The organism is Nannocystis pusilla (assembly GCF_026626665.1).
GTDB lineage: Bacteria > Myxococcota_A > Polyangia > Nannocystales > Nannocystaceae > Nannocystis > Nannocystis pusilla.
Genome location: NZ_JAPNKE010000002.1, coordinates 8,082,998 through 8,108,853 on the forward strand (window position 1 = coordinate 8,082,998; position 25,856 = coordinate 8,108,853).

The window sequence follows — 25,856 nt, forward strand, 5'->3', positions numbered from 1 at the left end:
GGCGGCACCTGCGGCGCGTGCGACGACGACGCGGCCTGCGTCGAGGGCACCGACTGCAAGTCGGGCAATGCGACGGCGGAGCCTGCGCAGGCCTGCAGAGCAGCTGCCTCGCCCTGCACGAGGCCAAGCCCGACCTGCCGAGCGGCACCTACCCGCTCGACCCCGACGGCGACGGTCAGGCCGCCGACTTCTACTGCGACATGGAGGCCGACAGCCCCGGCTGGACGCAGGTGGTCGCGCCCGGCGGCGCCGGCACCTTCGACCCCGCGGTCGAGGGCGCCTGCGGCGACCTCGGCGACATGATGGGCCCGTTCGGCACCGGCGACGTGCTGGCGCTGACCGCCACCGCCGCCCAGGTCCCGCACACCGAGCTGCGCGTGGTCGCCGAGGCCGTCGTCATGGACTCGTGGGACGCCTTCAACGGCGAGCAGCTGATCATCAAGCTGGACGACGTCGACATCTACACGCACCTGTGCGACTCGGCCGCGCCGTTCAGCTGCAACCAGGAGACGAGCGCCTGCGGCAACGGCGACATCGGCGACGGCCTGCTGCCGATCGCCACCGAGGCGGCCGCGCACGACGGCGACGCCATCGCCCTGAGCTTCACCAGCAACCTCGACGAGCCCATCGACGACGAGTCGTGGGGCATCCGCGAGGTCTCCGTGTTCGTCAAGTAGCGGCGCGTGACCCACTTCCTCTTCTGCGTGTGCCAGCTCGGCGCCGAGCCGGCGGTCAAGTTCGAGCTCGCGGCGCTCCGCCCCGAGCTCCGCTTCGCCTACAGCCGGCCGGGCCTCGTCACCTTCAAGTCGCCGACCCCGGTGGCCGCCGACGCCCCGCTGCCGGCCGTGTTCGTCCGCGCCTTCGGGGCCTCGCTCGGCCCGGCCGACGACGCGACGAAGGTGTTCACAATGCTCTCCGGGACATGTCCTCCGGGACATCCCGTGCGTCTGCACGTGTGGGAGCGCGACGTCTCGCGCCCCGGCGAGGAGCCGCCCGGCTTCCGCTACGGCCCGCGCGCCGCCGAGGCCCGCGCGGCCCTCGTCGCCGCCTGGCCCGAAGGACAGCACCCGCTGCTCGCCGGCGAGGTCGCCGAGCCCGGTGACTGGGTGCTCGACGTCATCGTCGCCGAGGGCGAGCCGTGGTGGTCGGCTACCACGTCCACGGCCCCGGCCACTCGCCGTTCCCGGGCGGGCGGATCGCCGTCGACATGCCGCCCGAGGCGCCCTCGCGGGCCTATCGCAAGCTCGAGGAGGCGCTGATCTGGTCCGGCGCCCCGGTGCGCCCCGGCGACGTGGCGGTCGAGATCGGCAGCGCCCCGGCGGGGCCTCCTACGCGCTGCTGCGCCGCGGCGTGACCGTCTACGGCATCGACCCGGCGCTCATGGACCCGGTCGTCCTCGACTACCGCGGCGCGGCCCCGGCCGACAATCGCTTCATTCACCTCCATCGCCCGATGAGCATGGTCCAGCGCGCCGACCTGCCGGCCGCGCTGCACTGGGTGTTGATGGACGTGAACCTCGCCCCGCAGGTCGCCCTCATCACCGCCCGGCGCCTCGCCGCCCGCCCGCGCCACGCGCTTCACGGTGTTCTCCTCACCCTCAAGCTCGACGACTGGCGCGCAGTCCGGCACATCCCGCGGCTGCTCGCCTCGATCTCCGCGATGGGCATGGAAGAGGTCAAGGCCACGCAGCTGCCCAGCAATCGTATGGAGCTGTTCGTCTGCGGCTTGACCCGCGCCGGCCGCCAGCGCCTCACCGGCGATTGAGTTCGTCGCTTCGTCGGCGCCGGTGTGGTGTATTTTCCGCGCATGCGCAGACCTGTCCGCCACCTCGTCGTCGTCCTCGCGCTCGCGGGCGTCACCGGTTGCAAGGCCTCGGCCTCGCTGAACGTGTCCACGCCACCGATCGACGGCTCCGCCGACAAGCCGATCGTCCGCGGCGCCTCGGTGACGATCGTGCGCCACGGCGACAAGCTCGACTACGAGAACGGCGAGATCGAGTTCGAGACCGGCTCGGCCGCCCTGCTCGGCGGCGGCACCGACGAGATCCTCGACCGCTACGCCGCCGTCCTCAAGCAGTACCCGGAGCTGAAGATCCGGGTCGAGGGCCACACCGACAGCCGCGGCAGCACCAAGTCCAACCAGGAGCTGTCCGACCAGCGCGCCAAGTCGATCCGCAACGCGCTGATCCGCCGCGGCGTCGGCAGCGAGCGCCTCGACGCCCGCGGCTACGGCGAGAGCCAGCCCGAGCGCGTCGAGCCGCCCGCCTGTCGCAACCGCTCGGAGGACACCGTGGCCGAGGCCAAGCTCGCCGAGTGCCAGGAGATCTGGACCGCCAACCGCCGCGCCGGCTTCATCGTCACCGAGGGCGCCGGCAGCCTGCCGGCCGAGGGCGCCGTCGCCTCCGCGCCCGCGCCCGAACCTGTCCCTGCGGCCAGGCCGGCCAAGCGCCCGCCCGACTGGGCCCTGCGCCTGTTCGGCGGCTACACGATGATGTACCCGGGCAACGACTTCCACGGCGGTCACTTCGGCGTCGGCGTCCACGCCTCCCAGCGCTTCGGCGCCCGCGAGCGCGGCTACGTCGGCGGCGGCCCGCGCCTGCACTACCGCGGCGTGCGCGGCCGCCAGGAGGGCCTTCTCGCGTACGACATGGCCACCCACTTCATCGGCCCCGAGGGCAACTTCCTGATCGGCGGCGGCAACGAGCGCATCGTCGGCCTGTTCTCGCTGCGCCTCGGCCTCGGCGCCGCCATCACCCACGGCACCGTCCGCGGCGTCGATTTCGCCGGCTGGCTGCTCGGCGGGCCGATGATCCTCGGCAAGATAAGCGAGCGCTGGAGCCTCGGTGGCCACGCCGAGTTCGGCATCGCCGGCGGCGTCGGCTCGGTCGCGTTCGCCACCGAGATCGGCATCAACGCCGCCTGGCACTTCGGTCGCGGCCGCCGCAAAGGCATCTGAGCCCCCGGATTTCGCTGCCCGCCGGGGTCGGCCCGCACCACGCCGCGGCATCGCGGTCGTCGGCGTCGCAATGGAACATCGTATTGTTCCACGCGCGCCGAGCGACCGGGCGATTCCATTCGCATGATTCGGTCTGCATCTGCGGAGCCGAATCGACCCATTGAATTGGCGCTACTCTGGGCGGCCGTGAGTCGACTGTTCGAGACCGAGCTGTTCGTCCGCGTGGTCGAGGAGGGCAGCTTCACCGCCGCCAGCCGTCGCCTCGACGTCACCACCTCGTATGCGAGCAAGCTGGTGACGCGCCTCGAGGAGCGCCTCGGCGTGCCCCTGCTGATCCGGACCACCCGCAAGCTGACGCTCACCGAGGCCGGGCGGGTCTACTTCGAGCGGTGCGCCGAGGCCCTCCAGGCCATCGAGGCCGCCGCGGCGATGGCCTCCGAGCTGCAATCCGCGCCGCGCGGCAAGCTGCGGGTCACCCTCCCGACCGGCTTCGGCATCCAGTTCATGCTGGACATCATCGCCGACTTCAAGGGCCTCCACCCCGAGCTCACCCTCGAGCTGGTGTTCCTCGATCGCCACGTCGACCTGATCGCCGAGGGTTATGACGTGGCGATCCGCGCCGGCGACCTCGGGGACGGGCGCCTCATCGCCCGCAAGCTCGCCGCCACCGAGCGCGTGGTCTGTGCCAGCCCCGCCTATCTCGAGCAGTTCGGCGACCCTGGGTCACCGGGCGAGCTCGTCCGCCACGCCTGCTTGCAATACGCCTATCACGCCACCCCGGGCCGCTGGAAGCTGCGCTCGGGCGAGGCCGAGGTCGAGACCGAGGTCTCCGGGCCCATGGTCGCCAACAACTCGCACATGCTGCTGGAGGGCGCCATCCGCGGGTACGGCCTCATCTTCGTCCCCACCTTCACGTCGCCGCGGCGCTGCGCGCCGGTCGGCTGCGGCGGGTGCTGCCGGCGTGGAGCTGGCCGATGGGCGTGTACACCGTCTATCCACCGACCAACCGCCTGCCGATCAAGGTCCGCCTGTTCGTCGACTTCATGATCGACCGCATGCGCGACCCGCCGTGGTCGCGGGCGTGACGACCGCTCAATCCGCCCACCGCAGCTGCAGCTGCGTGCCCTCCGGGCGGTGGTCGCCGCAGTAGCCGCCGCCGGTGAGCTCCACCACCTGATCGCCGGCGCTGTACGTCACAGTGCCCGCCGGCTCGGAGCCCCAGACGACGAACTGGTCCTGCTCGACCGCGAACGGCGTCCCGGTCAGATCGACGTTGGCGCGCCCGGTCTGCGACCACGGGCTGCGGCAATCGGCCGCGTGCGCGTAATCCCACTCGTAGTGGTAACTCCAGCCGAATTGGGCCCATTTGCCGTTGCTCGTGCTGAAGCGCTTGTCGGTGATGTCCACAGTCAGGTCGACCGGATTCAGGCGCACCTTGGTGTACTCGGTCCTCACCGCGGGCGTCGAGGTGTTCTGGCCCGTCCCGTACGCCGAGTAATTCGCGCTTCCCGTGTTCGGCAGCGTCAAGTACTCCTTGGGCGTCGAGGCCATGTCCACGCACGTGACCACCACCTCGTGGCCCTCGATCTCGATCAGGTATTCACCGTCGCCGTTGCTCGCGTCGATGTCGCGGATCTCCGCGCATGACTCGGGCCACGAGCCCTCGCCGGAGCCGCTCCCGTAGAGGAAGCGGAAGCCGCGGGAATCGCCGTAGTGGACCGCGAAGTCGGCGCTGCCGTCGCCGTCGAAGTCGCCCGCCCTGGCGGTCGTGCTCCCCCACGAGCGCGTCCAGTACTGCTTGAACGACGTGCCCAGGGAATAGACGGCGCGCCAGCCGGTGGCGTCGCCGTAGTTGAGGAGGAGGTCGTCCCTGCCGTCGCCGTTGAAGTCGTCGACGGTGAGCGGCGTGACGCCGCCGGGCCGCGTGTGGAGCTGCGCGAAGTTGTTGCTGCCGGTCGAGTAGACGAAGCGCCACCCCGTCGCATCGCCGTAGTTGAGGGCGAAGTCGTCCTTGCCATCGCCGTTGAAGTCGCCGACGTACACGGTCGTGGGCGACCAGGCCAGGGTGTAGTTCTGGGCGAACCCGTTGCCCGCGGCGTTGGCGTATAGCACGCGGAAGCCGGTGGTATCGCCGTAGTTGATCATGAAGTCGTCCTTGCCGTCGCCGTTGAAGTCGCCGACCCACACGTTCGTGGCCGACCACGCCAGGGTGTAGCTCTGGGTGAACCCCGTGCCGGACGCGTTGGCATAGAACACGCGGAAGCCGGTGCTGTCGCCGTAGTTGATCAGGAGGTCATCCTTGCCGTCGCCGTTGTAATCGCCGACGTGGACCGGGGTGGAGACCCGCCGAAGGTGTGCCCCTGGTAGAACCCGTACCCCATGGAATGGGCATACAGCACGCGGAAGCCGGTGCTGTCACCGTAGTTGATCAAAAAATCGTCCCTGCCGTCGCCGTTGAAGTCGCCGACGTACACGTTGGTCGGCGACCAGGCCAGGGTCCACTCCTGTTTAAAACCCGCACCGGTGGAATACAGGGCCCGGAAACCGGTGGCGTCGCCATAATTGAGGAGGATATCCTTCATTCCGTCGCCGTCGAAGTCCCCGGCGTAGGTGATGGTATTCGACCACTGCAGGTCGAATCCCTCGTCGAACCCGGGCGCGGCGATCGCCGAACGGGACATTAACAGCAGGCCTGCCGCCAGACAGGCGGAGGGGATCACGAAGAGCGTCGTATGCTTGCGACAAAATCGGGGTGACATCGAAGTGCACCAGAAGAGGTCCGTCGCTCGCCATGACGCGAGCCTCCACATCGTGGTCCGCCGCCGCCCGGGCGAGTAGACGGCTGGGAGGACGGACGCCTTGTCCTGGGGCGCATGAATCCGGCCGAAGGCGTGGGACCGCGTCGATGCTGCCGCCAAAGAAGCGCCGTTTCACCGGTCCTGGCGCTGCAGTACACCGTTCTCCGTCCGCAGCCGGCGGGGCCGTGGATTCGTACCTCGACGGGGCGACGCTCGCCGCCGCGCACCCCGGGGGACTGCAGCAATGAGCGACGGGCCGCCGACTGCTATGAATCGTCGTCCGCGTCCGTCAGCGGCCGCGCGAGATAGAGCCCCGTCTCGCCGTCGTCATAATATTCATCGATCGCCCGCACCAGCACCATCCCCGCCCGGCGATTGAGCTCCTGCGCCGCGGTGTTCGACTGCCGGACGTGGGTCGTCTGCGTGCGATAGCCCAGTCGATACGCGATCCCGGCCATCCGCGCGCGCAGCCACGACGCGTGCCCGCGGCCCTGCTCGTCGGCCCGCGTGCACGTCTCGACCACGTAGACCCGCCGCTGCCCGCGATGCAGCTCGACCAGCGTGTAGCTGACGATCGCGTCCTCGCGGCGCAGCCCGATCGCCAGCGCGTGCGCGCGCTCGCGATAGAACCGCAGCTTCGCCGGCGACAGCGCCTCCTCGCCGAACGCAGTCGCGCTCATCGCCGCCATCTCCGGGATGTCCGCCGCCGCCATCACGAACGCCCGCAGCCCCGCGCCCGCGCGGCGCTGCTGCAGCTCCGCGGCCAGGCGACGCACGATCGCCGGCGTCAGCCGCGGCGGCGCCTTTTACGAGCCGCGCTCACACCCGCCTCCCGACGATCCCCGCCGTCCCGGCCACCCAGCCGCGGCCCGGCGCGAAATATGGCAGCCCCGCCGCGCACTCCGGTGGCGTCGCCCCGACGAGCAGCACCGGCTTGTACGCGTTTTCGTTGACGACCTTGCGCTTGGCGACCCCGATCGACGGCGGATCGTCGAGCCCGGTGCGGCAGGTCGGGTCGAGCCTTCGCACCGCCGGGAACGCCTCGACGAGCCGCGCGATCGCCTTCAGGTCGATCACCACTCCGAGGCCGTCGTGCTGCAGCTCGAGGTCGCGGCTGGTCGACTGCGACGTGATGATCTCGCCGCGCACCAGATAGCCGTTGAAGTACGCCAGCACGTCGCCGGCGTACACGCGCATGAACAGCGCCTGCCCCGGCCGCACCTCGGCGACCGCGACCGGCCACAGGTGCTGCGCCAGCGCGTACGCGGCGTCCTCCCCCCATTGTCGCGCGAGCTGTTCGCCGATCCACGTCAGCTCGGCCTCGCTCGGCGGCTCCGGCGTCAGCTCGAAGCGGAACCCCGCCGCCTCGTCGAATCGCGCCAGCAGCTGCGCGCCGCGCGACGCCGGTCGGCCGTCAGCGAGGCGAGGTAATCCGAAAATTGCCGTCGAAGCGGGCGCGCGGGCTCGCCAGCCACGCGAACGCCTGGCCCTCCGCGCTCGTCGGCTCGCCGAGGCCTTCCGCCTCGAAGGTGTCGGTCATGACCTGCGAATCACCACAGTCGTCCGCCAGGGTCGCCGCGATCGCCTCCGCCGCCGCGACGATCTCCGGCCCCGCCAGCGGCACCACCGGATGCGACAGCGCCCCGACCAGCGCCCACGCCCATGCACTGCCGCCCGCCAGCGGGTCGCGATAAAACCCCAGCCCTCCCGCCACCGCCACCACCGGCGCCTCGATCGGGCCGCCGAGCCAGCGCGCGTGCAGTTGCAAGTAGCGCGCGCACACTCGCGGGTCGTGCTCGGGTGCCGCCGCCGACTCGGAGAACCGCCCGAGCCGCGTCATCCAGGCGACGTACTCCTGCACGGACATCAACACGGCGCGGCACGTCCGGGCAAGTGCGAGCGGCGAGGCGGCGAGGCGGTCACGCGCCCACGCTTCTACCACCACCGGGCCGCCGCCGGCCGCCGTGGATCGCACGCGCGCAATCGCGCACCGCCCTCCAGACCCCGCGGATCGCCCCTACGCGAGCTTCCACGCCCACCTGTCGGCTCGCGCCGCCAGCGCTGGACCGACCTGGCGCTGCCGGCGACGAATTGCCACGACATCGCGCGGGGACGACAGCGTGTCGACCCCGCGCGAACCCCCTCTGTTGCGTCAGAGCTCAGGTCAGATCCCGTCGACGTCGACGAAGCCGTACACGGCGCATTCGTCGTCGCACTGGACGCTGCAGGTTTGGTCGGTGCCGCCCAGCAAGGTGAGGACGTCGGTGATCTCGGTGGTCGTCACGTCGCAGCGAGTCGCGCAGACTTCGCGCGGCTGGTTCTCGTTGGCGCAGTTGAGCACGCAGTAACAATCCGGGTCGTTCTGGCACGACGAGTAGGCGCCGCAGCAGCCGGTCTTGATGCACACGTCGCAGTCGGTGTCGTCAGCGTCCACCGCGCAGACCTGCTCCGCACCGTCGTCGTCGTCCGAGGCCGCGCAGCCGACCACCACCGCCGCGATCATCAGGCCCGCGTAGAACCGCCGCTTGGATCTCTTGTTAAAAATCATCGCTCGCACTCCTTGTCGTCCGCTGCGAGGGATCCGCCGCCCGCGCGGCGTTCGCGGCTCCCTCGTGGAATGCCGTGAGTCTGAGGGCGACTCGAATCGGGCGCCGCCGCGCTCGAAATCCCGCGATTCGGCTCAGGTCGCCGCGATCTCGCCGTGCAGGGGCTCCCGCGGCGGCGCGGCCCCGATTGTGCCCACCATCACACTATAAACATTCACCGACAAGCACCCGGCCGAGCCCGTCGTCCGCCGGCGCGATCGCGTGCCCCGCCCCGCCGAAACGCCTCCCCGACCCCGCACGGGCCGCTGTCGCGTCGACCTGGACGCGGCGTCCCGTCGACACCCACGATTCCCCGCGATTGACCACATCATCGCGCCACTGCGAGCGAGCGGCAGCATCCGCGCATTCACCCGCGCCCGTCGAGCGGCCGGCCGAATCGAGCGAGCGACCGCTCTGTCTTTATACATGTCTCTCGAGACATGTCGCATCGCACCGCTCACAGCGGCGCCTTGCGCATCGGCACGAACGTGATCGTCACCCCGCCGGCCAGCGGGATCTCCTGCGGCTGCGCGGCCTGATAGCCGAGCGCCGCGTACAGGCGCACCCCGGGCAGCGTCGCCATCAGCTCCGCCGCGACGAAGCCGGCCGCGCGGGCCTCCGACTCGCAGCGCGTCAGGATCGCCCGACCCAGCCCCTGCCGGGCCCACCCCGGATCGACGAAGAACGCGCGGATCCTCGCCGCCTCGCGGGCGGGGTCGAGGCGCTCGGCCTGGCGACCCGGCTGGTCGTCGCCGCCGAACAGCGTGCGCCGGAAGCTCCAGCCGCCGCACGCCACCGGCCTGCCCGCGGCCTCGGCCACGAAGTACGTCGCGTCGGCGATCAGCTGCGTGTCGACCCCGAAGGCCGAGCGCAGCGCCGCTTCGATCTGCGCCGGCGAGTAATCGTCTCGCTGCAGCCCGCGCGCGGACGCGGCGATCAGCTCGCGCAGCGCGGGCGCGTCGTCGGGGGTGGCGAGGCGGAGCGTCGGGCTCATGCGCCGATCTTGCGCCAACGCGCGGCCGGGCGCACCTGCGATTCAGGCGCCGTGCAGCTTGAGCTCACCGAACCGGCCGACGCGCAGCAGCACCCCGTGCTGCGCCAGCATGTCGACGAACTTGAGCCCGTCGACCAGCTTGAGGTTCGGCTCCCCGTGCGCCGCGCCGACCGCCTGCGGTGAGAACTCCGACGTCGTCACCAGCAGCGCCTCCGCGAATTGTTGGCGGCGGTAGGCCCCGAGCAGCTCGTCGACGTAGCGGCGCCCGACCGGCTGCGCGTAGCGCTTGGCCTGCACGGCGATCCGCGCCCGATGCCCCCACGCGTCGATGCGCGCCGCCACCACGTCGACCCCGCCGTCGAGCGGCCCGCCGCGCTGCTCGACGTCGACGTAGCCCATCGCCTTGAGCAGCTCCGCCACGATCGCCTCGAACTTGCGCGGGTCGACGCTCATCAGCCACAAGAGCGTCTGCTGCTTCACCAGCGCGTTGTGTCGCGCCACCAGGGCCTCGATCTGCGGCGCTGGATCTCCGAGCTCCAGCCCGCCCGGCGCCGCGTCCGGCCCCTGCAGGTAGCGGCGCCACTTGATCAGCGTGTGCGCCCGCCGCTCCGCCGTCGTCCGTGACAGCCCCGTCAGCACCTCGAGTCGGCGCGTCAGCGTCGCCAGGTCGAGCGGCTCGCCGGCGAAGAACGACGCGAACGGCCGCAGCGCTCGTGCCAGTCCGACCGCCTCCCCGAACACCTGCCGCTCCTCGCGCGAGCCCTCGCTCGTGGCCAGCAGCCGCTGTCCGAGCGACGTCACCAGCACTCCGCCGCGCGCATTGAACTCGATGACTCCGAGGATCACCGCCGCCTGGCGGTAGTAGAGGAAGTGCCGCCGATCGACGTTCAGCAGCTCGAGCAGCATGCCCGCGTGTTCGATGCCGTCGCGCACCGCCGCCACCAGCTGGCGGATGTTGCTCATCCGATCGGCCTGCGGCACGTCGAGGGTGCGGTGCAGGCGATCGACGCGGGTCGCCTCCTGCTTGTCGATCTTCACCACGCGCCGACCATCCCACGCCGCCAGCCCCTTGGGTACTGCTTTTCGGCCAGATCGCCCGCACCATGGGGCATTGCGGGCACTCGCCGGTACCCGCGGGGAATGACGACAATCACGGGTCGTCGCAATGAGCGGAACCGCCCCGGAGCCTCGCAGCCGCCGCCGGGCGCGTCCGAAGCTCGTTGTCGATACAACCGCTCGGCGCCCGAGCCCCGCAGGCGCCGTCCAAATGCTCGCCCGCGAGCTTCTTCGCTCGCGGGCTCGCGCTCTCGCGCCTCAGGCCACCGCGCTCTGCTTGCGCCGGCGGAAGCCCACCAGCACCAGCAGCATCGGCCACGCCGCGGTCGCGTTCGCGTTCGCGTCGCTCGAGCAGGCGCAGCCGCTCGCGTCGGTCTCGCTCTCGCCCGCCGTCGCAGCGTCCGCGTCGGTCGAGCCGCCCTCGGTCCCTGCGCTCGCGGTCACCGAGCTCGTCGCCCCGTCGCTGCTCGACACGGAGCCCGACTCGCTGTCCGAGTTCCCGCCGGTGCTCCCATGGGTCTCGACGCCCGTGTCGTCGCCGCTGTCGCTGCTCGGCCCGCTCGTCGGTCCGCTCGTCGGCCCGCTCGTCGGCCCCTCGGATGTCCCGTCCGTCGCCGTCCCGTCCGTCGACGTCCCGTCCGTCGTCGTCGTATCGCTGGTCGTCCCGGTGTCGGTGAACTCGTACGCGCCGACGTCGGGCGCCCCGTCGTCGCGCGGCACCCCGTCGTGGTCGTCGACGATCTCGTACTCGGGCACCGGGAAGCCCACGTTGCGCAGCGGCGAGTTCTCCGTCAAATGGAAGTCGCGCGCCGCCGCGTCGACGAACCCGAAGCCGTCCGGATCGTCGGCCGTCTGGTTGCCCTCGTCGATGAACGCGGGCACCTCGCCGCCGATCGCGATCTCCGCCATCCCCGCCCCGGCCACCGCGTTGTTGCGCAGGAAGCCCGGCCCGAGCGCCGCGCCGAACACCGCGATCCCCCAGTCGCCCGACGAGATCACCGTGTTGTGGGCGACCTCGATCTTCGAGCCCATGTCGAGGTTCTGATCGTTGATGTAGATGCCGGTGTCGGCGAAGTTGGCGACCACGTTGTTGTAGAGCTGCGTGTGGCCGGCGCCGAAGATGAAGAAGCCATTGGTCGGCCCATCCAGCAGGGTGTTCCCCCAGATCTTGCAACTCGACGCGCCGCCGACCTGCAGCCCCTGCTGCTGATACAGCTCGCCCTCGGTGCCGACGTTCTTGATCGTGTTGCGATAGAAGTGACAGTCCTTCGGCGTCACCCCGATCTGCGCCCCGTCCCACCCGGTGTTCTCGATGATGTTGTCGTGGATCCACGCCCCGTGGTGCTCGTGGGGATAGAGCGTCACCTCCATGCCGTCGCACGTGAACTTGCGCCCGCCGTAGCCGGTGCTGCCGAAGTAGATGCCCTCGCCCTTCACGTCGTGGATGTACATGTGGTGAAGCCGCGAGTTGTACATCACGAAGTTGCCGAGGTTGGCCGAGCCGTCGCAGCGCGACTCGGTCTTCATCACCACCCCGGCGAACCCTGCCTCGTACACCTCCATGTGATCGATCTCGACGTCGCTGCTGAGACCGCCCACCGCCACCCCGAACGCCGAGTAGTCGGGCCCCGTCCGCGACGCCCGCACCTTGAAGCCGTACGGGATGTCCGGGTCGCCCGCGCCGGTCACCCGCAGGTAGCGCGACTCGTCGACGGTGAGGCCGTAGCCCTTGTCGTCGTTGTCGATGTTGACCTGGCCCTCGCAGTTACGGACCTCGATCGGCGCGTTCTCCTCGCCGACGAACTTTTGCAGGCGCAAGAACGGCCGGTCGCCGCCGCGCACGCACACGCTGTCGCCCGGCTTCACGCCCATGTCGGCGCCGCTCACGACCTCTCCGGACAGCTCGATCACGTGGTCGCAATCGCACGGCGCCTCGGCTCGGGCCGTCTCCGGCGTGGTCATGATCAACGCGACGAATGGTGCGAGGACGACAAAGCGATGCTTCATCCCGCGAACGTCGACCACGGCCCGCCGGCCGTCAACCAGGACCTCACCGAGCCGGCGCCGCCGCTATCCCTGCACATCGCCGTCGACGTACACCCATCGTCCGTCCTCGCGGACGAAGCGGCTGCGCTCGCGCTGCACGAACCGGCGCCCCTCCGACTTGAGCGACGCCTCGAACTCGACCACGCCGGTGTCGTCCGCGGCCCCGCCTGCGACGGTATCGACGATGCGCAGCGACATCCCCCGCAGCCCGCGGCAATACGCGGCGAGCTGCTGGCGATCGATCGACCCGCGCGTCGTCGCGCTTGTGGTCTCGAGGAGATAGTCCACCGCCCCCTCCACATACGCCGTGTAGCGGCTGCGCATCAGATCTTCCGCGGTCTCGGCCCGCTGCGCGCCGGCGAGGAGCGGACCGCAGCAGCTCTCGAAGGTGCGACGACCGCACGGGCAACGCCTGGACATGCCGCGCATGGTGCCACACCTCGCGCCACCGCGACGACGCGTCGCACGCGAGGCTTCGCTCGCTGCAGCGGCCTTGTCTTCCCGCTCGGGGCGGGTAGAACTCAGGCGCCGGGCGCACCTGTTCTTCCGGACAGCCAGGCCTCGGTGACCCCCCTGCGAGGACGACCCGATGAACGACTGGAAGCTCCCCTGGACCGGCGGCTGTCGCTGCGATCGCGTGCGGTTCCGCGTCACCACGCCGCCGCTCGTCACCATGGCCTGCCACTGCCGCGGCTGCCAGCGCATGACCGCCAGCGCCTTCTCGCTGAGCCTGCTGATGCTCTCCGAGGGCTTCGCGCTCACCGCCGGCGAGCCGGCGATCGGCGGCCTCCACGGCCCGAACCGCCACTTCCACTGCCCCCACTGCAAGTCGTGGCTGTTCACCCGCCCCGACGGCATGGACCACCTCGTCGTGGTGCGGCCCACCATGCTCGACGACCACGCGTGGTTCGTCCCCTTCATCGAGACCGCGACCTCCGAGAAGCTCCCGTGGGCCAGCACCCCGGCGAAGCACTCCTTCCCCGACCTGCCCCCGCCCGAGCAGTACGGCCCCCTCATGCAGGAGTTCGCCGCCCGCGGCCCGCGCCCTGGCTGAACGCAGCCCGCGCACTGCGGCCGCGCTCGCGGCGGAACAGCGATAGGTCGGCCACCCACATCGAGCCTCTCCGGACGCGCGGCGCGCCCCTCGCCGGCGTGTCGGCTGAAGGCCCCACGCACGCGCTCCGCCGCGGTTGTATCGTGGCCCGCGGAGGAGCACCGACGACATGCGATATGCCAGGCCCAACACTCCCGGCGCGAAGGTCAGCTACGAGTCGCGCTACGACAACTTCATCGGCGGCGAGTTCGTCGCCCCCGTCAAGGGGCGCTACTTCGAGAACCCGAGCCCGGTGACCGGGCGGACCTTCTGCGAGGTCGCGCGCTCGAGCGCCGAGGACGTCGAGCTGGCGCTGAACGCAGCACATGGCGCGAAGGACAGGTGGGGCAGGACCCCGGCCGCCGAGCGGGCCCGCCTTCTCAACAAGGTCGCCGACGTCATGGAGGCCCACCTCGAGGAGCTCGCGGTCTCGGAGACGTGGGACAACGGCAAGCCGGTCCGCGAGACCCTGGCCGCCGACCTGCCGCTTGCGATCGACCACTTCCGCTACTTCGCCGGCTGCATCCGCGCCGACGAGGGCACCCTCGCCGAGCTCGACGAGCACACCGTCTCGTATCACCTCAAGGAGCCGCTCGGCGTGGTCGGCCAGATCATCCCGTGGAACTTCCCGCTGCTGATGGCCGCGTGGAAGCTCGCGCCCGCGCTGGCCGCCGGCAACTGCGTCGTGCTCAAGCCGGCCGAGCAGACCCCCGCCACGATCCTCCTGTGGGCCAAGCTGATCGGCTCGATCCTCCCGCCCGGCGTCGTCAACATCGTCAACGGCTTCGGCATCGAGGCCGGCAAGCCGCTGGCCCAGAGCCCGCGCGTCGCCAAGGTCGCGTTCACCGGCGAGACCACCACCGGCCGCCTCATCATGCAGTACGCCTCCGAGAACATCATCCCGGTGACGCTCGAGCTCGGCGGCAAGTCGCCCAACCTGTTCTTCGCCGACATCCTCGACCACGACGACGACTTCCGCCAAAAAGCGCTCGAGGGCTTCGCCATGTTCGCGCTCAACCAGGGCGAGGTCTGCACCTGCCCGTCGCGCGCCCTCGTCGACAAGAAGATCTACGGCACCTTCCTCGAGCTCGCGACCGAGCGCACCAGGCGGATCGTCCAGGGCGACCCGCTCGACACCGCCACGATGATCGGCGCCCAGGCCAGCAACGACCAGCTGGAGAAGATCCTCTCGTACATCGACATCGGCAAGAAGGAGGGCGCCCGCGTGCGCACCGGAGGCGAGCGCGTGCGCCTCGGCGACGGCCTGGAGGAGGGCTTCTACGTGGCGCCGACGATCTTCGAGGGCCACAACAAGATGCGCATTTTCCAGGAGGAGATCTTCGGCCCGGTGGTCTCGGTGGGCAGCTTCGACGGCTTCGACGACGCGATCGCCCAGGCCAACGACACGCTCTACGGCCTCGGCGCCGGGGTGTGGACCCGCGACGTCCACACCGCCTTCAAGGCCGGCCGCAACATCGCCGCCGGGCGCGTGTGGACCAACTGCTACCATTTGTACCCCGCCCACGCGGCGTTCGGCGGCTACAAGCAGTCGGGCATCGGCCGCGAGACCCACCGCATGATGCTGAACCACTATCAGCAGACCAAGAACCTGCTCGTCAGCTACGACCCCAAGCCGATGGGGTTCTTCTGATGAGCGAGACGCCGCCCGCGGTCAGCGCCACCCCGGCCGCTCTGGCGCTGATCGCCGCGCTGCGCGAGCAGCACGGCCCGCTGATGTTCCACCAGTCGGGCGGCTGCTGCGACGGCAGCGCGCCGATGTGCTACCCCGCCGGCGAATTGAAATAGGGGCCCGCGACGTCCTGCTCGGCCACGTCGGCGACGCCCCGTTCTACATCGGCGGCGACCAGTACGAGCGCTGGCGGCACACCCGCCTCACCCTCGACGTCGTCCGCGGCCGCGGCTCCGGCTTCTCGCTCGAGGCCCCCGAGGGCGTGCGCTTCCTGATCCGCTCCGACCTCTGCGGCGTCCCCTGAGCCGCGCCGAGGATGTCTATGGGGACATGTCCTTCATGGCATGTCCTCAGGAACATCAGCACAGCTTCTCGAGCAGCCCGCGCAGCTGGGCCTGCTCGCCCGCGCTCAGGCGAGCGAGCCGCTCGGCGAAGGCGTCGGCGAGCAGCGTCAGGCCGCGCTGCATCACCTTGCGCCCGGCGGGCGTGATGAGGAGGCGATGCTTGCGCAGATCGGCCGCGTCGATCTCCCGCCGCAGGAAGCCTGCCGCCTCGAGCCGCTTCACGTACACCGTCATGCTCGGCTTCGGCATCACCAGCGCGGCGGCCAGCTCGGCCGGGTACGGGTGCTCGTCGACCTCCGACAGCACGAACAGCTCCTTGGGCTCGAGGCCGAGCGCCCCCACCTCGGCCGCCACCGTGGCGATCACGGACATCAGCAAACGGTGATTGAGCGACCACAGCCTGGCGGCGTCGATTTTCGTCATGACCCCTCTTGCGCTCCAGTTAGTTCAAGACTAAACCAGTTCAAGGTTGAACAAGTTCGAGACTGAACCAACTCGAACATACCAGGAGTCACGATGTCCCTCGACCATTATGTGACGCTCGGCCGCTCCGGCCTGCGCGTGAGCCCCTTCTGCCTCGGTGCGATGACCTTCGGCGAGGACCTCGGTTGGGGTTCGAGCGTCTCGGAGTCGCAGAAGATCATCGACCGCTTCATCGAGCTCGGCGGCAACTTCATCGACACGGCGAACTTCTACACGAAGAGCCACTCGGAGAAGATCCTCGGCGACCACATCGGCCGCCACCCGGCGCGCCGCGACCGCCTGGTGCTCGCCACCAAGTTCAGCGGCAACCTCTATCCCGGCGACCCCAACGGCGGCGGCTCGGGCCGCAAGTCGATCCTCGCGGCGTGCGACAACTCGCTGCGTCGCCTGCAGACCGACTACATCGACCTCTACTGGCTTCACAACTGGGACGTCCACACGCCGATCGAGGAGACGATGGCGGCCCTGGAAGACCTCGTGCGCGCCGGCAAGGTCCGCTACATCGGCGTCTCCGACACCCCGGCGTGGAAGGTCGCGCAGGCCAACATGCTCGCGCAGTTCCGCGGCTGGTCGGCCTTCATCGGCCTGCAGATCGAGTACTCGCTGCTCGAGCGCTCGGTCGAGCAGGAGCTGGTGCCGCTGGCGCTCGAGTTCGGCATCGGCATCACCCCGTGGTCACCGCTGAAGAGCGGCGCGCTCAGCGGCAAGTACACCCGCACCAGCACCGAGAAGCCGGGCCGCGGCGCGTTCGTCGAGCCGTTCCTCAACGAGAAGACCTTCACCCTGGTCGACACGCTGCAGGAGATCGCCAGGGCCCACGAGACCACGGTCGCCCGCGTCGCGCTGGCGTGGGTGCAGGGCCGTCCGGGCGTGACCTCGACGATCATCGGCGCGCGCCTCGTGTCCCAGCTCGAGGACAACGTCAAGGCGCTGGAAGTGAAGCTCACGTCCGACGACCTGGCCCGCCTCGACGCGCTCACCAGGCCGACCTTCGGCTTCCCGCAGAGCATGCAGCCGTACTTCCCCGCCATCCACAACGGCGGCACGCGCGTCAACGGCGTGCAGGCCCCGCCGAGCCCGTTCATCCTGCAGAAGGGCGAGAAGCCGTACTGAGCGCGATACGGATCCGCCAGCTTCGCGCGAGTGCGACGAGCTCCCGCGCAGGCCCCGGTCGAGCGACCGCGCTCGACCGCTCGGCGACCCGCGATCAGTTGACCTGCCGCGTGCGCCCCTCCCAGTAGGGCGCGCGCAGCTTGAATTTCTGCAGCTTGCCGGTCGACGTGCGCGCCAGCTCGGTGCGCAGCTCGACCGAGGTCGGGCACTTGTAGTGGGCCAGGCGCTGGCGGCAGTGGGCGATCAGCTCCGCCTCGGTGGCCGACGTGCCGGGCGCGAGTACCACCAGCGCCTTGACCGTCTCGCCCCACTTCTCGTCGGGCACCCCGATCACCGCGGCCTCCGCGACCGCGGGGTGCGAGCACAGCGCGTCCTCGACCTCGATCGACGACACGTTCTCGCCGCCGCTGATGATCACGTCCTTCTTGCGGTCCGAGATCACCAGGTGGCCCTCGGCGTCGAGCGTGCCGCCGTCGCCGGTGTGGAACCAGCCGTCCTCCAGCGCCGTCTCCGTCGCTTTCGGCTCCTGCCAGTAACCCTCGAGCACCGTGTTGCCGCGCGCCAGCACCTCGCCGTGCGCGTCGACCTCGATCTCCGTCCCCAGCGCCGGCGCCCCCGCGCGTCCGAGCCTCTCCGCGCGCTCGTGCCCCGAGAGCCCGTCCCACTCCTCGCGCGTGCGGTTGATCGTCAGCAGCGGCGACGTCTCGGTGAGCCCGTAGATCTGCAAGAACTCCCAGCCGAGCTCCGACTCGACGCGCTCGATCGTCCGCGTCGGCGGCGGCGCCCCGGCACACACCACGCGGACCTTGCCGCGCCCCGGCACCTCTCCTGCCACTGCTGCGCCGCCGCCAGGATCGCGTTGAACACGGCCGGCGCGCCGCACATCAGCGTGATCCCGTGGGCCGCCACGCGGCGCAAGATCTCCGCCCCGTCGACCTTGCGCAGCACGTGCTGTCGCGCCCCCAGCCCTGCCAGCGCGAACGGCATGCCCCAGCCGTTGCAGTGGAACATCGGCAGCGTGTGCAGATACACGTCGCGGTCCGACACCCCCGTGTGCAGCGCGAACGTCGTCGCGTTGATCCACAGGTTGCGGTGCGTGAGCTGCACCCTTCGGCCGCGCGGTCGTCCCGCTGGTGTAGTTGATCGTCGCGGTCGCCTGCTCGTCGGCCTGCCAGCGCGCCGGCGCGGCCTCGTGGCGCAGCAGCAGCGCGTCGCTCTCGGCCCCGAGCACGAACCGCCGCGCGCACTTCACCTCCGCCAGCGCCGCGTCGAGCTCCGGGTCGACCAGCAGCATCGACGCCCCCGAGTGCTCGACGATGTACGCGATCTCGGCCGGGCTGAGGCGGAAGTTGATCGGCACCAGCACGCGCCCGTGACCGGCCACCCCGAAGAACGACACCAGCATGCGCGCCGCGTTGTGCGACACGATCGCCACCCGCTCGCCGAACCCGACCCCGAGCGCGTCGAGCCCGGCCGCCTGCGCGCGGGCCAGCGCGGCCAGGCGTGCGTACGTCAGCGGGCCGAGCGGCGCGGCCGGCTGCGATGGTTCGTCGAACACTGCGACGCGCTCGCCGTAGACCTGCTCGGCGCGGCGCATGAAGTCGAGGATCGTGAGCGGGACCAGCAAGACGGGCTCCTGCGGCGAGAGAGAGGCCGACAGGATCGCACGAAATCAGCGGCGCGGCGATCGCCTGCGCGCCGTCACGCCGGCTCCCACGCTTCGGCGTCGAGGTCGGGGAAGAAGACCTGGCAGGTGCCGCCGGGGATCCGGCTCAGCCGGGCGACGCCGAGGGAGTCGGTGAAGCCGCGCCACTCGACGCCGTCCGGCGCGACGATGCGATAGCGCTGCCCCGGGATCCCCTCGCCGTCCTCACCGACCAGCTGGATCTCCACCCAGTGCGTCGGCGGCCCCGCCTCCATCGCCGCGAACCCGTCCTCGTTCGCCCGCTCGCCCTCCGCCTGCTCACCCGCCGGCCCCACCAGCGGAGCCTCCGGCGCCCTCGCACGCGTGAACACCAGGCGGCCCGCCACCAGCGCCCCCGCCAGCCGACTCACCACGTCCTCGCCGCCGAAGAACTCGAGCTCGCCGGCGAGCCGGCGCAGCACCAGGCCGTCGCGCGGGTCGCCGAGCAGCTGCGTCACGAAGGCCGCCGCCGCCCGTACGTCGACGAATTCGACCCGCTCTCCCGACCCCGGCGCTTCGCCGAACAGACGAACCTCGAGGTCGGCGACGCGGAGCGAGCGGAAGTCCACGGTGGCGCCAAGCTATCGCAGCGGGCCGGGCCCAGCAAGGCGCGCCCGCGCGCGGCGCCCCGCGACTCACATGTCCTTCGGACATTCCGAGATCGCGCATCACCGCCGCCCCGCTCCGCGTCGGACTCGTCCGCCTACGCTCGCCCCCGTGGCAGGACCGCGAGCCAGTCCTCGCGCTCCGTCCGAGGCCGCGTCGTCGCTGCCCGTGGCAGGACCGCGAGCCAGTCCTCGCGCTCATCCGAGGCCGCGTCGTCGCTCACCCCGTGTGCCGGACCTCCAGCCAGTCCTCGCGCTCCATTGGGATCGCAGCGCGCGTCGCCGATCGCCCCGCGCTCTGGCGTACGATGCTTGCGTGCGCCGCCGCAGCTTCCTCGCCGCGACCGCCGCGCTCGCGTGTGGCCGGCGCGTCGAGCCCGGGCCCGGCTTCGGCGAGACGCGCGACACCGTGGCCGCCCTCATCGACGCCTGGCGCGAGAAGATGCCGGTCGTCGGCCTCAGCATCGCCCTCGTCGACCGCGGCGAGCTCGCCTGGGCCACCGGCTTCGGCGTGGCCGACCGCGAGGCGCGGCTCCCCGCCGCCGCCGACACCGTCTACGCGCTCGGCTCGCTCACCAAGATCTACACCGCCCTCATGGCCGTGCGCGCCTGGCAGGCCGGCGACCTCGACCTCGACGCGCCGCTGCAGCGCCACCTCCCGCATGCGCGCCCCCGGCAGCGAGGCGATCCGCCTGCGCCACCTGCTGTGCCACCGCTCCGGCCTGATCTCCGACTGGCACCGCGGCAGCCTCGGCGCCCGCCCGCTCGACTGGCGCCACCTCGCCGACGAGGTCGCCGACGAACCACTCGTCGCCGCCCCCGATCGCTGGTACGCCTACAGCAACGTCGGCTACACGCTCATGGGACATGTCCTTGATAACATGTCTAAAAAGCCATACGAAGAGCGCGCCCTCGACGTCGCCCGCCTCGCCCTCGGCGGCTCCGGCCTGCGCTTCGACCCGCCGGCGCAGATGGCCGCCAGCTACTGCGCCGGCCGGCGCGAGGAAGAGCCGCGTCTGCGCCTCCGGCCGGCCGCCGGCATGTACGGCAGCGTCCTCGACCTGGTCCCGCTGCTGCGCTGGCTCATGGCCGGCGAGGGCGCCGCGGCGGCCATGTTGACCCCGCAAGCCGCCGGCCCGCTCGACTTCGACGAGCGCTGGGGCCTCGGCCTCGCGCTGCAGCACGTCGGCCTGGTCCACGCCGGTCGCGTCGCCTGGCACACCGGCCGCACCTTCGGCCACCGCGCGGTCCTGTTCGTCCTGCCCGACCGCGGCCTCGGCGTCGCCGTCCTCGCCAACTTCCGCGAGGCCGGCGGCGTCGAGGACCTCGCCGCCTTCGCCCTGCAGACCGCCTTGCTCGAGCGCGACGGCCTCGACCTCCCGCCCAGCGCCGGCGACGCCGAGACCCGCGCGCGCGCCCTTCGACCGCGCCGCCCTGCAGGCCCACGTCGGCCGCTACGCCAACGAGTTCGACGTCGTCCGCCTCGACATCGAGCGCGGCGGCCTCGCCTCGCGCGCCGAGCTCGGCAAGACCGCCCTGATCCCCGCGCCCGGCGGCGGCTTCCACAGCGCCGACAACCCCGACGCCCACGTCACCATCGCCGACCGCGACGGCCACCACGTCCTCACCAGCACCGTCCGCGGCGTCCAGACCCGCGTCGGCGTCCGCTGTCCCGAAGGACCTGTCCCCGAGGACTGGCTGCACCGCGTCGGCCGCTACCGCCCCGAAGCCGGCCCCGGCGAGGTCGCCGCCTTCAAGGCCGCGCACCTCGAGCACGTCCCCGGCGGCCTCGAGCTCCGCCTCGAGCTGCCGCAGGCGTTCGCCACCAGCTCGACCCTGGCCCGCTACGCGCTCGTGCCCTCGGCCCCACACGAAGCGCGGATCTTCGGCGTCGGCCGCGGCAAGGGCCAGCGCGTCGCCGCCGAAGACGGCCCCGACGGCCCCGCGCTGTCGTGGGCCGGCTACCGCCTGGTCCGCAGCGACACCTGAGCCCGGCGGCCACGCACGGCGCCACGGGACCGCAGGCCTTCGCGCCCCGGGGCGCCTCGATAATCTGTCCTAAAAGACATACCGAAGCCTCACCCTCCAGCCTCTACCTGCCTCGAAAGACACATTTGTTGTTTAAAGACGCCGTCGCCGCCGCCCCAGCAGCATCAGCGCCGCCAACCACGCCCCGCCCGCCGCTCCACCGCTCGCGCACGCGCACCCGTGCTCGACCAATCCATCGGCCGGATTCGTCGTCGCCCCGTCGTCCGCCGTCGACCCCGCCGTCCCGCTGCCCGACTCGCCGGGCCCGCTCGTCGACCCGCCCGTCGTCGGGCTCCCCGTCGTCGGCTCCTCCGGCCCGTCGGTGTCCTCCTCGCTCGTCGGCCACTGCGTGCAGCGATCGGGGTCCCACGAATCACCGAGCTCGTCGATCTCGCACACGTACGGCGCGCCGACGCAGACCGCCAGCTCGGGCGAGTCCGGCGTCAGCGTCTGTGCCCCCAGTCGATCGACCAGCGCGTCGCCGTGGCACATCACCGCCGACATCGCCGTCTCGCCGGTCACCAGGTTGCGCAGCACCACCTGGTCGCAGAACGGCCCCGCCTCGCGCGTGCGGAACTTGAACGACTCCGTCACCAGCGTCTCGTCGACCACCTCGTCGCCGATCATCCGCGCCACGCTCAGCATCGAGGCCCCCTTGCCCGTGCCCGGCACCACGCCCGTGAGCTCGACGCCGAGCCGCCCCGTGTACTGCATCGGCGCGCAGTGACCCTCCGAGAAGTCCACGGTGTTGCCGCCGCTGCCGCACCCGGAGAACGTCACCGGGAACGCCCCGTCACAGCACACCAGGTTGTCGAGCGCGAGCGGCTCGGCGAACTCCACCGCCTCCTCGCCGCTCACCTGGGGCGGCAGCAGCGGCGGCATCACTTCGCTGGCGGTGCTCACCTCGAACTCGAACGGCTCGAACTCCAGCCCGCAGCTCGGGTTGCCCGGCATCGCGTCGAGGTTGTGGATCGTGCCTGCCACCACGTACGTGCTGTCGGCCTGCAGCAGCCCCGCCGGCCGCCACCCGAGCACCCCGCCGATCCCCGTCTGCTCGAGCGCGCCGTCCACCACCACCCCGTCGAGCGTCACCTCCACGGTCATCACGTCGAGCGGCACCGGCGTGAGCGCCGGCCCGGACACCCGCAGCAAAAACATCCCGTCGCGCGGCACCTTCTGCGACTCCGCCGTCGACTGCACCGTCGTCCACGTGGCGACATCGGCGCACGGAAGGCCGAGGTCGAGGCAAGCCGCCGCCTCGCGCGCGCCGAAGCAGGTCACGAGCACGAGCCCCAGCACCCCAGGCCGCGATTCGAAGAGAGCCATCGCCCTCTTTTATCACGAACCCCGAGCTCGACCCAACAGCGCAGCAGGTCCCGCCTCCGAAACCGCGTCACGAGCCTGGAGGCGGTGAGATGGCCAGATCACGGCCATTCTGTCATCGCTGCCGCCCGGCCCGCTCAACCCGCCTCGGCCTCGGCCGGCTCCGTCTGCCGCGCGGCCTCCTCGTACGCGAGGAGCAGCAGCGGCCGCAGCCTGTACAGGTCCTTCACGGAATTGATGTACACGAACCCCTTGTCGACCTCGAACCCGGGGGACAGCGCCTTGGCCTGCTCGGGCGACACCTTGGTGAAGATCGACTTCTTGCGCTGATTGAAGTAGAGGCGCACGAACCACCGGCGAATGGAGATCGTCGAGATCGTGAACCAGCTGCTCGTGTCCTTGTGAAGGATCGGCGAACTCGGGCTCACCGGCGAATCGGCGCAGATCGCTCGAATGATGTCCAGCGCCTCGAGCTCCTCCGGGGTCGTGACGATATTGGGCGTCGTCGGTGCCGCCGGGGCCGCCGGTGCCGCCGGTGCCGCCGGCGCTGGAGGCTTGTCCTCGACCTTCATCACGGGCGACGGCGGCAACGTGGCCACCACCTCGAGCTTCGGAGGCGGCGCGACGACCGGCGGCTCCGTCTTCTGTTCGCCCTGGTCCTTGATCGACCGCGTCGCCATGTCGAGCAGCGTGGCCTGGATCGCGCGCTTGATCGTGGGCGTGAACTTCTCGATGACCCGAGGGGTGAGCCGCTTGCCGGCGAAGACGCTGAGCTCGCCGAGGACGAACCGCGTGAAGTTCTCGGGCGGGTTTCGCAGGATGGAGCCGATGTAGCCGCTGATCTTGCTCGTGTAGATGATCTCTTCGGCCTGCTCACGGACCCCGCTCGGGTTGAATCGTTCGCGCGAGAACGACTCCAATACCTCGACATCGGCCTCCGTGAAGTTCAAAATGTCGAACTCGAAGAACGCCTTCTCGCTGAGGATGTTCCGCTCCTCGAGATCGGTGAAGAACATGTATTTCACGCCGTTCGTCAGCACCGCGACCGGACAGGCGGGAGTGGCGTTGAAGTAGCGTGCGAGCTGTCCGCTGAAGTTGTGGAGCGAGACGTCGGCCGCCTTGCACTCGACGAAGATGACCGGCGTCCCGCCCAGGTGAATGGCATAATCGACCTTCTCCGCCGGACCTCCAGGGCGCTTCTTGGCGAAGTCGGCCACGTATTCGGGCCGGATCTCCGTCGGATCGTAGATATCGTAGCCGAGGGCCGCGATGAAGGGCAGAATCAGCGCCTGCTTCGTCGATTCTTCTCCGTGCACATGAGGCAAGCGCTTGCGAATCTGCTCTGCGAGCCTCTGCAATTGGTCATGATATGCGCCCATGATCTCTCCGATCTTTCCAGTGTAGGTCGATGACGACCGTGGGGTCAATAAACCATACCGCGCGCGAGCGGTCTCGCCCTCGTCACGCTCGCCGCATTCAGACCCTTGTTCAGCGCGAACCGAGGCGAACCGATGGCCGAGAAGTACGAGATCGCGCCCGCCGACGTCCCCAGCCCGGCCGCCGCACGATTTCCGCTACGATGGCTCGCATGCAAACTCGCCCATCGGAGAGACGCGCGCGGATCGAGGCCCTCGTTCGCTACCTCTGTTCGCCGGAGTGCGCAGGACGGGCCCCTGGCACGCCCCAGGGGGTCGCAGCGCGCACCCGGATCGTCGACGAGTTTCGCGCCATCGGAGCCCGGCCCGGCGGCACCGACGGCTACTTGCAGCCCGTGCCCGACTGCGGCGCCAACGTCCTCGCCGAGGTCCCCGGGGCCGGGCCGCTCGGCGAGCGCACGATCGTCGTCGCCGCGCACTACGATCATTTGGGCTCATTGTCGGAAGACGCCGTCTTCTGGGGCGCCGACGACAACGCCGCTGCAGTCGCTATCCTCGTCGAGCTCGGGCGCGACCTGCTCGCGCGCGGGCGGTCGGGCCGGCGCGTCGTCCTGGCCGCGTACGACGGCGAGGAGCCGCCGCACTTCCTCCACGGCACCATGGGTTCGATGCATCACGTCGCCCACCCGACGGTGCCGCTCGCCAGCATCGACATGATGCTGTGCATGGACCTGTGCGGCCACGCGCTCGGGCCCGTGGGTTGCCCGAGCGAGGTCCGCGACTCGCTGTTCGTCCTCGGCGCCGAGCTCAGTCCCGGCACCGGCGACCTCGTCGAGGACGCGGCGATCGCCGGCGGCATCTACCCGCGCCGCGCCGACCTCGACGTCCTCCCGCCGCTCAGCGACTACCACGCCTTCCGCAAGGCCGGCGTCCCAGTGCTCTTCCTCAGCTGCGGGCGCTGGGAGCACTACCGCCAGCCGACCGACACCCCCGACCGGCTCGACTACGACAAGATCGTCGCCACCGTCGATTACCTCGCCCGCCTGGTCCAGCTGCTGCGCGAGCGGCCCGACGCGCCCGCGCCGTTCGACACCGCGGCGCGCGACGACGTCGCCACCCTCGCCTCCTTGCGGACCCTCGCGCGCCACCTCGCGCCCCGCCTCCCCGTCGCCTCTCTGGCCGTCGCCGAGCTCGACGCCCTGGCCGCCGCCGCCGCTCGCGGCCCGCTGAGCCATCAGCAGCGCCAGCAGCTGTCGTGGATGGTCGCCGGCCTCGAAGACGCCCTGTCCTGATCGTCTCTCGCTCTTTTATTAATAGGTCTGTCCGATGGGACAGGCCTGGAGCCGCGCGGACGTCCGCCGACAGGGGCCTGCATCGCGCTCGTCGATCCAGGCGCCGCGCCGCCGCCCATCCCCGCGAGCGGTCTGCGGCCCGCCGAGCTCTTGCGCGGCTATCACTTCGATCGAGAGGCCGACGGCGAGGGCGAGACGATCGCAGTCATGAGGACGCGGGCCTCGCAGCCGGGGAAGGTGTCGCGCGGGACGAGGGCATCACAAACGTCGCGCGCGGGGCCGCTGCTGGGGAAGCCGTCGTAGGCGCCCCAGTCGCCGCTGGCGGCGATCACCGTGACGAGCACGAGCCGTGGCGCGAGCTCGCGTGGAGCGCCCCGGTCTCGCCGGCCCT

25 protein-coding genes and 3 pseudogenes are annotated in these 25,856 nt (G+C 70.8%); 12 read left to right on the forward strand and 16 right to left on the reverse strand.

From position 1 onward, the window contains the following. Positions 1 to 17: 17 nt before the first annotated feature. The 5 genes from OV079_RS35570 to OV079_RS35590 all read left to right on the forward strand — a co-directional run bounded on the left by OV079_RS35570 (position 18) and on the right by OV079_RS35590 (position 4,002). Positions 18 to 677: a fibrinogen-like YCDxxxxGGGW domain-containing protein gene (locus OV079_RS35570; protein ID WP_267773891.1), complete on the forward strand. Its 660-nt coding sequence runs from the start codon at positions 18 to 20 to the stop codon at positions 675 to 677. A 6-nt stretch (positions 678 to 683) separates the two neighbouring features. Further along, on the forward strand, positions 684 to 1,259 hold the full coding sequence (locus OV079_RS35575) for a hypothetical protein (protein WP_267773892.1): 576 nt from the start codon (positions 684 to 686) through the stop codon (positions 1,257 to 1,259). A 91-nt stretch (positions 1,260 to 1,350) separates the two neighbouring features. Beyond that, a complete protein-coding gene (locus OV079_RS35580; RefSeq protein WP_267773893.1) occupies positions 1,351 to 1,764 on the forward strand; it encodes a hypothetical protein in 414 nt (137 codons plus the stop codon). A 42-nt stretch (positions 1,765 to 1,806) separates the two neighbouring features. Beyond that, on the forward strand, positions 1,807 to 2,955 hold the full coding sequence (locus tag OV079_RS35585; protein ID WP_267773894.1) for an OmpA family protein: 1,149 nt from the start codon (positions 1,807 to 1,809) through the stop codon (positions 2,953 to 2,955). A 186-nt stretch (positions 2,956 to 3,141) separates the two neighbouring features. Next, a complete protein-coding gene (locus OV079_RS35590) occupies positions 3,142 to 4,002 on the forward strand; it encodes a LysR family transcriptional regulator (RefSeq protein WP_267773895.1) in 861 nt (286 codons plus the stop codon). A 45-nt stretch (positions 4,003 to 4,047) separates the two neighbouring features. On the opposite strand, the gene OV079_RS35595 is transcribed toward OV079_RS35590, so the two are convergent. From OV079_RS35595 to OV079_RS35640, 10 genes are all read right to left on the reverse strand, one after another. Then, the gene (locus OV079_RS35595; RefSeq protein WP_276603952.1) at positions 4,048 to 5,244 is read right to left on the reverse strand and encodes a GON domain-containing protein; all 1,197 of its coding nucleotides are present in this window, start codon (positions 5,242 to 5,244) and stop codon (positions 4,048 to 4,050) included. Then, positions 5,241 to 5,675 (reverse strand): FG-GAP repeat domain-containing protein, encoded by a 435-nt coding sequence (locus OV079_RS35600; protein ID WP_267773896.1) that lies wholly within the window; start codon positions 5,673 to 5,675, stop codon positions 5,241 to 5,243. The genes OV079_RS35595 and OV079_RS35600 overlap by 4 nt, the downstream gene beginning before the upstream one ends. 344 nt (positions 5,676 to 6,019) lie before the next feature. Beyond that, positions 6,020 to 6,529, reverse strand: coding sequence for a GNAT family N-acetyltransferase (locus OV079_RS35605; RefSeq protein WP_267773897.1), 510 nt, complete (start codon positions 6,527 to 6,529; stop codon positions 6,020 to 6,022). Between the two features lie 43 nt (positions 6,530 to 6,572). After that, complete coding sequence (locus OV079_RS35610; protein ID WP_267773898.1) at positions 6,573 to 6,974, reverse strand: hypothetical protein; 402 nt, start codon at positions 6,972 to 6,974, stop codon at positions 6,573 to 6,575. A 193-nt stretch (positions 6,975 to 7,167) separates the two neighbouring features. After that, complete coding sequence (locus OV079_RS35615) at positions 7,168 to 7,626, reverse strand: hypothetical protein (RefSeq protein ID WP_267773899.1); 459 nt, start codon at positions 7,624 to 7,626, stop codon at positions 7,168 to 7,170. A gap of 291 nt (positions 7,627 to 7,917) precedes the next feature. Further along, the gene (locus tag OV079_RS35620) at positions 7,918 to 8,301 is read right to left on the reverse strand and encodes a hypothetical protein (RefSeq protein WP_267773900.1); all 384 of its coding nucleotides are present in this window, start codon (positions 8,299 to 8,301) and stop codon (positions 7,918 to 7,920) included. 494 nt (positions 8,302 to 8,795) lie between these two features. Continuing rightward, on the reverse strand, positions 8,796 to 9,332 hold the full coding sequence (locus OV079_RS35625) for a GNAT family N-acetyltransferase (RefSeq protein ID WP_267773902.1): 537 nt from the start codon (positions 9,330 to 9,332) through the stop codon (positions 8,796 to 8,798). A gap of 42 nt (positions 9,333 to 9,374) precedes the next feature. Then, on the reverse strand, positions 9,375 to 10,373 hold the full coding sequence (locus OV079_RS56500; RefSeq protein ID WP_267773904.1) for a restriction endonuclease: 999 nt from the start codon (positions 10,371 to 10,373) through the stop codon (positions 9,375 to 9,377). Positions 10,374 to 10,646: 273 nt separating this feature from the next. After that, positions 10,647 to 12,395: a right-handed parallel beta-helix repeat-containing protein gene (locus OV079_RS35635; protein WP_267773905.1), complete on the reverse strand. Its 1,749-nt coding sequence runs from the start codon at positions 12,393 to 12,395 to the stop codon at positions 10,647 to 10,649. Between the two features lie 63 nt (positions 12,396 to 12,458). Then, complete coding sequence (locus OV079_RS35640) at positions 12,459 to 12,854, reverse strand: YchJ family protein (RefSeq protein ID WP_267773906.1); 396 nt, start codon at positions 12,852 to 12,854, stop codon at positions 12,459 to 12,461. 169 nt (positions 12,855 to 13,023) lie between these two features. Here OV079_RS35640 and OV079_RS35645 point away from each other — a divergent pair, with 169 nt between their 5' ends. From OV079_RS35645 to OV079_RS35655, 3 genes and pseudogenes are all read left to right on the forward strand, one after another. After that, positions 13,024 to 13,488, forward strand: coding sequence for a GFA family protein (locus tag OV079_RS35645; RefSeq protein ID WP_267773907.1), 465 nt, complete (start codon positions 13,024 to 13,026; stop codon positions 13,486 to 13,488). A gap of 169 nt (positions 13,489 to 13,657) precedes the next feature. Then, on the forward strand, positions 13,658 to 15,178 hold the full coding sequence (exaC, locus tag OV079_RS35650) for an acetaldehyde dehydrogenase ExaC (protein WP_267773908.1): 1,521 nt from the start codon (positions 13,658 to 13,660) through the stop codon (positions 15,176 to 15,178). Continuing rightward, positions 15,178 to 15,521: pseudogene (locus tag OV079_RS35655) on the forward strand (DUF779 domain-containing protein). Before exaC ends, OV079_RS35655 begins: the two are co-directional and overlap by 1 nt. A 55-nt stretch (positions 15,522 to 15,576) precedes the next feature. Here OV079_RS35655 and OV079_RS35660 read toward each other — a convergent pair. Then, positions 15,577 to 15,984 carry a MarR family winged helix-turn-helix transcriptional regulator gene (locus OV079_RS35660; RefSeq protein ID WP_267773909.1) on the reverse strand — a complete coding sequence of 136 codons (408 nt, stop codon included), beginning with the start codon at positions 15,982 to 15,984 and terminating at the stop codon, positions 15,577 to 15,579. 93 nt (positions 15,985 to 16,077) lie between these two features. On the opposite strand from OV079_RS35660, the gene OV079_RS35665 reads away from it, so the two are divergent. Then, positions 16,078 to 17,157 (forward strand): aldo/keto reductase, encoded by a 1,080-nt coding sequence (locus tag OV079_RS35665; RefSeq protein ID WP_267773911.1) that lies wholly within the window; start codon positions 16,078 to 16,080, stop codon positions 17,155 to 17,157. Between the two features lie 94 nt (positions 17,158 to 17,251). On the opposite strand, the pseudogene OV079_RS35670 reads toward OV079_RS35665, so the two are convergent. Both OV079_RS35670 and OV079_RS35675 read right to left on the reverse strand, forming a co-directional pair. After that, positions 17,252 to 18,784, reverse strand: a pseudogene (locus OV079_RS35670) (AMP-binding protein). Between the two features lie 74 nt (positions 18,785 to 18,858). Continuing rightward, positions 18,859 to 19,410: a hypothetical protein gene (locus OV079_RS35675; RefSeq protein ID WP_267773913.1), complete on the reverse strand. Its 552-nt coding sequence runs from the start codon at positions 19,408 to 19,410 to the stop codon at positions 18,859 to 18,861. Positions 19,411 to 19,888: 478 nt separating this feature from the next. Between OV079_RS35675 and OV079_RS59170 the strand changes: the two are divergent. Both OV079_RS59170 and OV079_RS35690 read left to right on the forward strand, forming a co-directional pair. Then, positions 19,889 to 20,717 (forward strand): annotated as a pseudogene (locus tag OV079_RS59170) (serine hydrolase domain-containing protein); the annotation flags it as partial. A gap of 583 nt (positions 20,718 to 21,300) precedes the next feature. Further along, entirely contained in the window at positions 21,301 to 21,435 is a 135-nt protein-coding gene (locus OV079_RS35690; RefSeq protein WP_267773916.1) for a hypothetical protein, read from the forward strand. Between the two features lie 132 nt (positions 21,436 to 21,567). On the opposite strand, the gene OV079_RS35695 is transcribed toward OV079_RS35690, so the two are convergent. Further along, positions 21,568 to 22,800: an MYXO-CTERM sorting domain-containing protein gene (locus OV079_RS35695; RefSeq protein WP_267773917.1), complete on the reverse strand. Its 1,233-nt coding sequence runs from the start codon at positions 22,798 to 22,800 to the stop codon at positions 21,568 to 21,570. 134 nt (positions 22,801 to 22,934) lie between these two features. After that, positions 22,935 to 24,155, reverse strand: a complete 1,221-nt coding sequence (locus OV079_RS35700; RefSeq protein WP_267773919.1) for a type I restriction endonuclease — start codon at positions 24,153 to 24,155, stop codon at positions 22,935 to 22,937. A 230-nt stretch (positions 24,156 to 24,385) separates the two neighbouring features. On the opposite strand from OV079_RS35700, the gene OV079_RS35705 reads away from it, so the two are divergent. Further along, entirely contained in the window at positions 24,386 to 25,465 is a 1,080-nt protein-coding gene (locus OV079_RS35705; protein WP_267773921.1) for a M28 family peptidase, read from the forward strand. A gap of 161 nt (positions 25,466 to 25,626) precedes the next feature. On the opposite strand, the gene OV079_RS35710 is transcribed toward OV079_RS35705, so the two are convergent. Further along, complete coding sequence (locus tag OV079_RS35710) at positions 25,627 to 25,809, reverse strand: hypothetical protein (protein ID WP_267773922.1); 183 nt, start codon at positions 25,807 to 25,809, stop codon at positions 25,627 to 25,629. Positions 25,810 to 25,856 lie beyond the last annotated feature (47 nt).

Bases quoted from the DNA above. Each gene is read 5' to 3' on its own strand.
- OV079_RS35585 (WP_267773894.1), top strand. From the start codon at position 1,807: ATGCGCAGACCTGTCCGCCACCTCGTCGTCGTCCTCGCGCTCGCGGGC.
- OV079_RS35620 (WP_267773900.1), bottom strand. From the start codon at position 8,301: ATGATTTTTAACAAGAGATCCAAGCGGCGGTTCTACGCGGGCCTGATG.
- OV079_RS35625 (WP_267773902.1), bottom strand. From the start codon at position 9,332: ATGAGCCCGACGCTCCGCCTCGCCACCCCCGACGACGCGCCCGCGCTG.
- OV079_RS35635 (WP_267773905.1), bottom strand. From the start codon at position 12,395: ATGAAGCATCGCTTTGTCGTCCTCGCACCATTCGTCGCGTTGATCATG.
- OV079_RS35640 (WP_267773906.1), bottom strand. From the start codon at position 12,854: ATGTCCAGGCGTTGCCCGTGCGGTCGTCGCACCTTCGAGAGCTGCTGC.
- OV079_RS35645 (WP_267773907.1), top strand. From the start codon at position 13,024: ATGAACGACTGGAAGCTCCCCTGGACCGGCGGCTGTCGCTGCGATCGC.
- exaC (WP_267773908.1), top strand. From the start codon at position 13,658: ATGCGATATGCCAGGCCCAACACTCCCGGCGCGAAGGTCAGCTACGAG.
- OV079_RS35660 (WP_267773909.1), bottom strand. From the start codon at position 15,984: ATGACGAAAATCGACGCCGCCAGGCTGTGGTCGCTCAATCACCGTTTG.
- OV079_RS35665 (WP_267773911.1), top strand. From the start codon at position 16,078: ATGTCCCTCGACCATTATGTGACGCTCGGCCGCTCCGGCCTGCGCGTG.
- OV079_RS35695 (WP_267773917.1), bottom strand. From the start codon at position 22,800: ATGGCTCTCTTCGAATCGCGGCCTGGGGTGCTGGGGCTCGTGCTCGTG.
- OV079_RS35705 (WP_267773921.1), top strand. From the start codon at position 24,386: ATGCAAACTCGCCCATCGGAGAGACGCGCGCGGATCGAGGCCCTCGTT.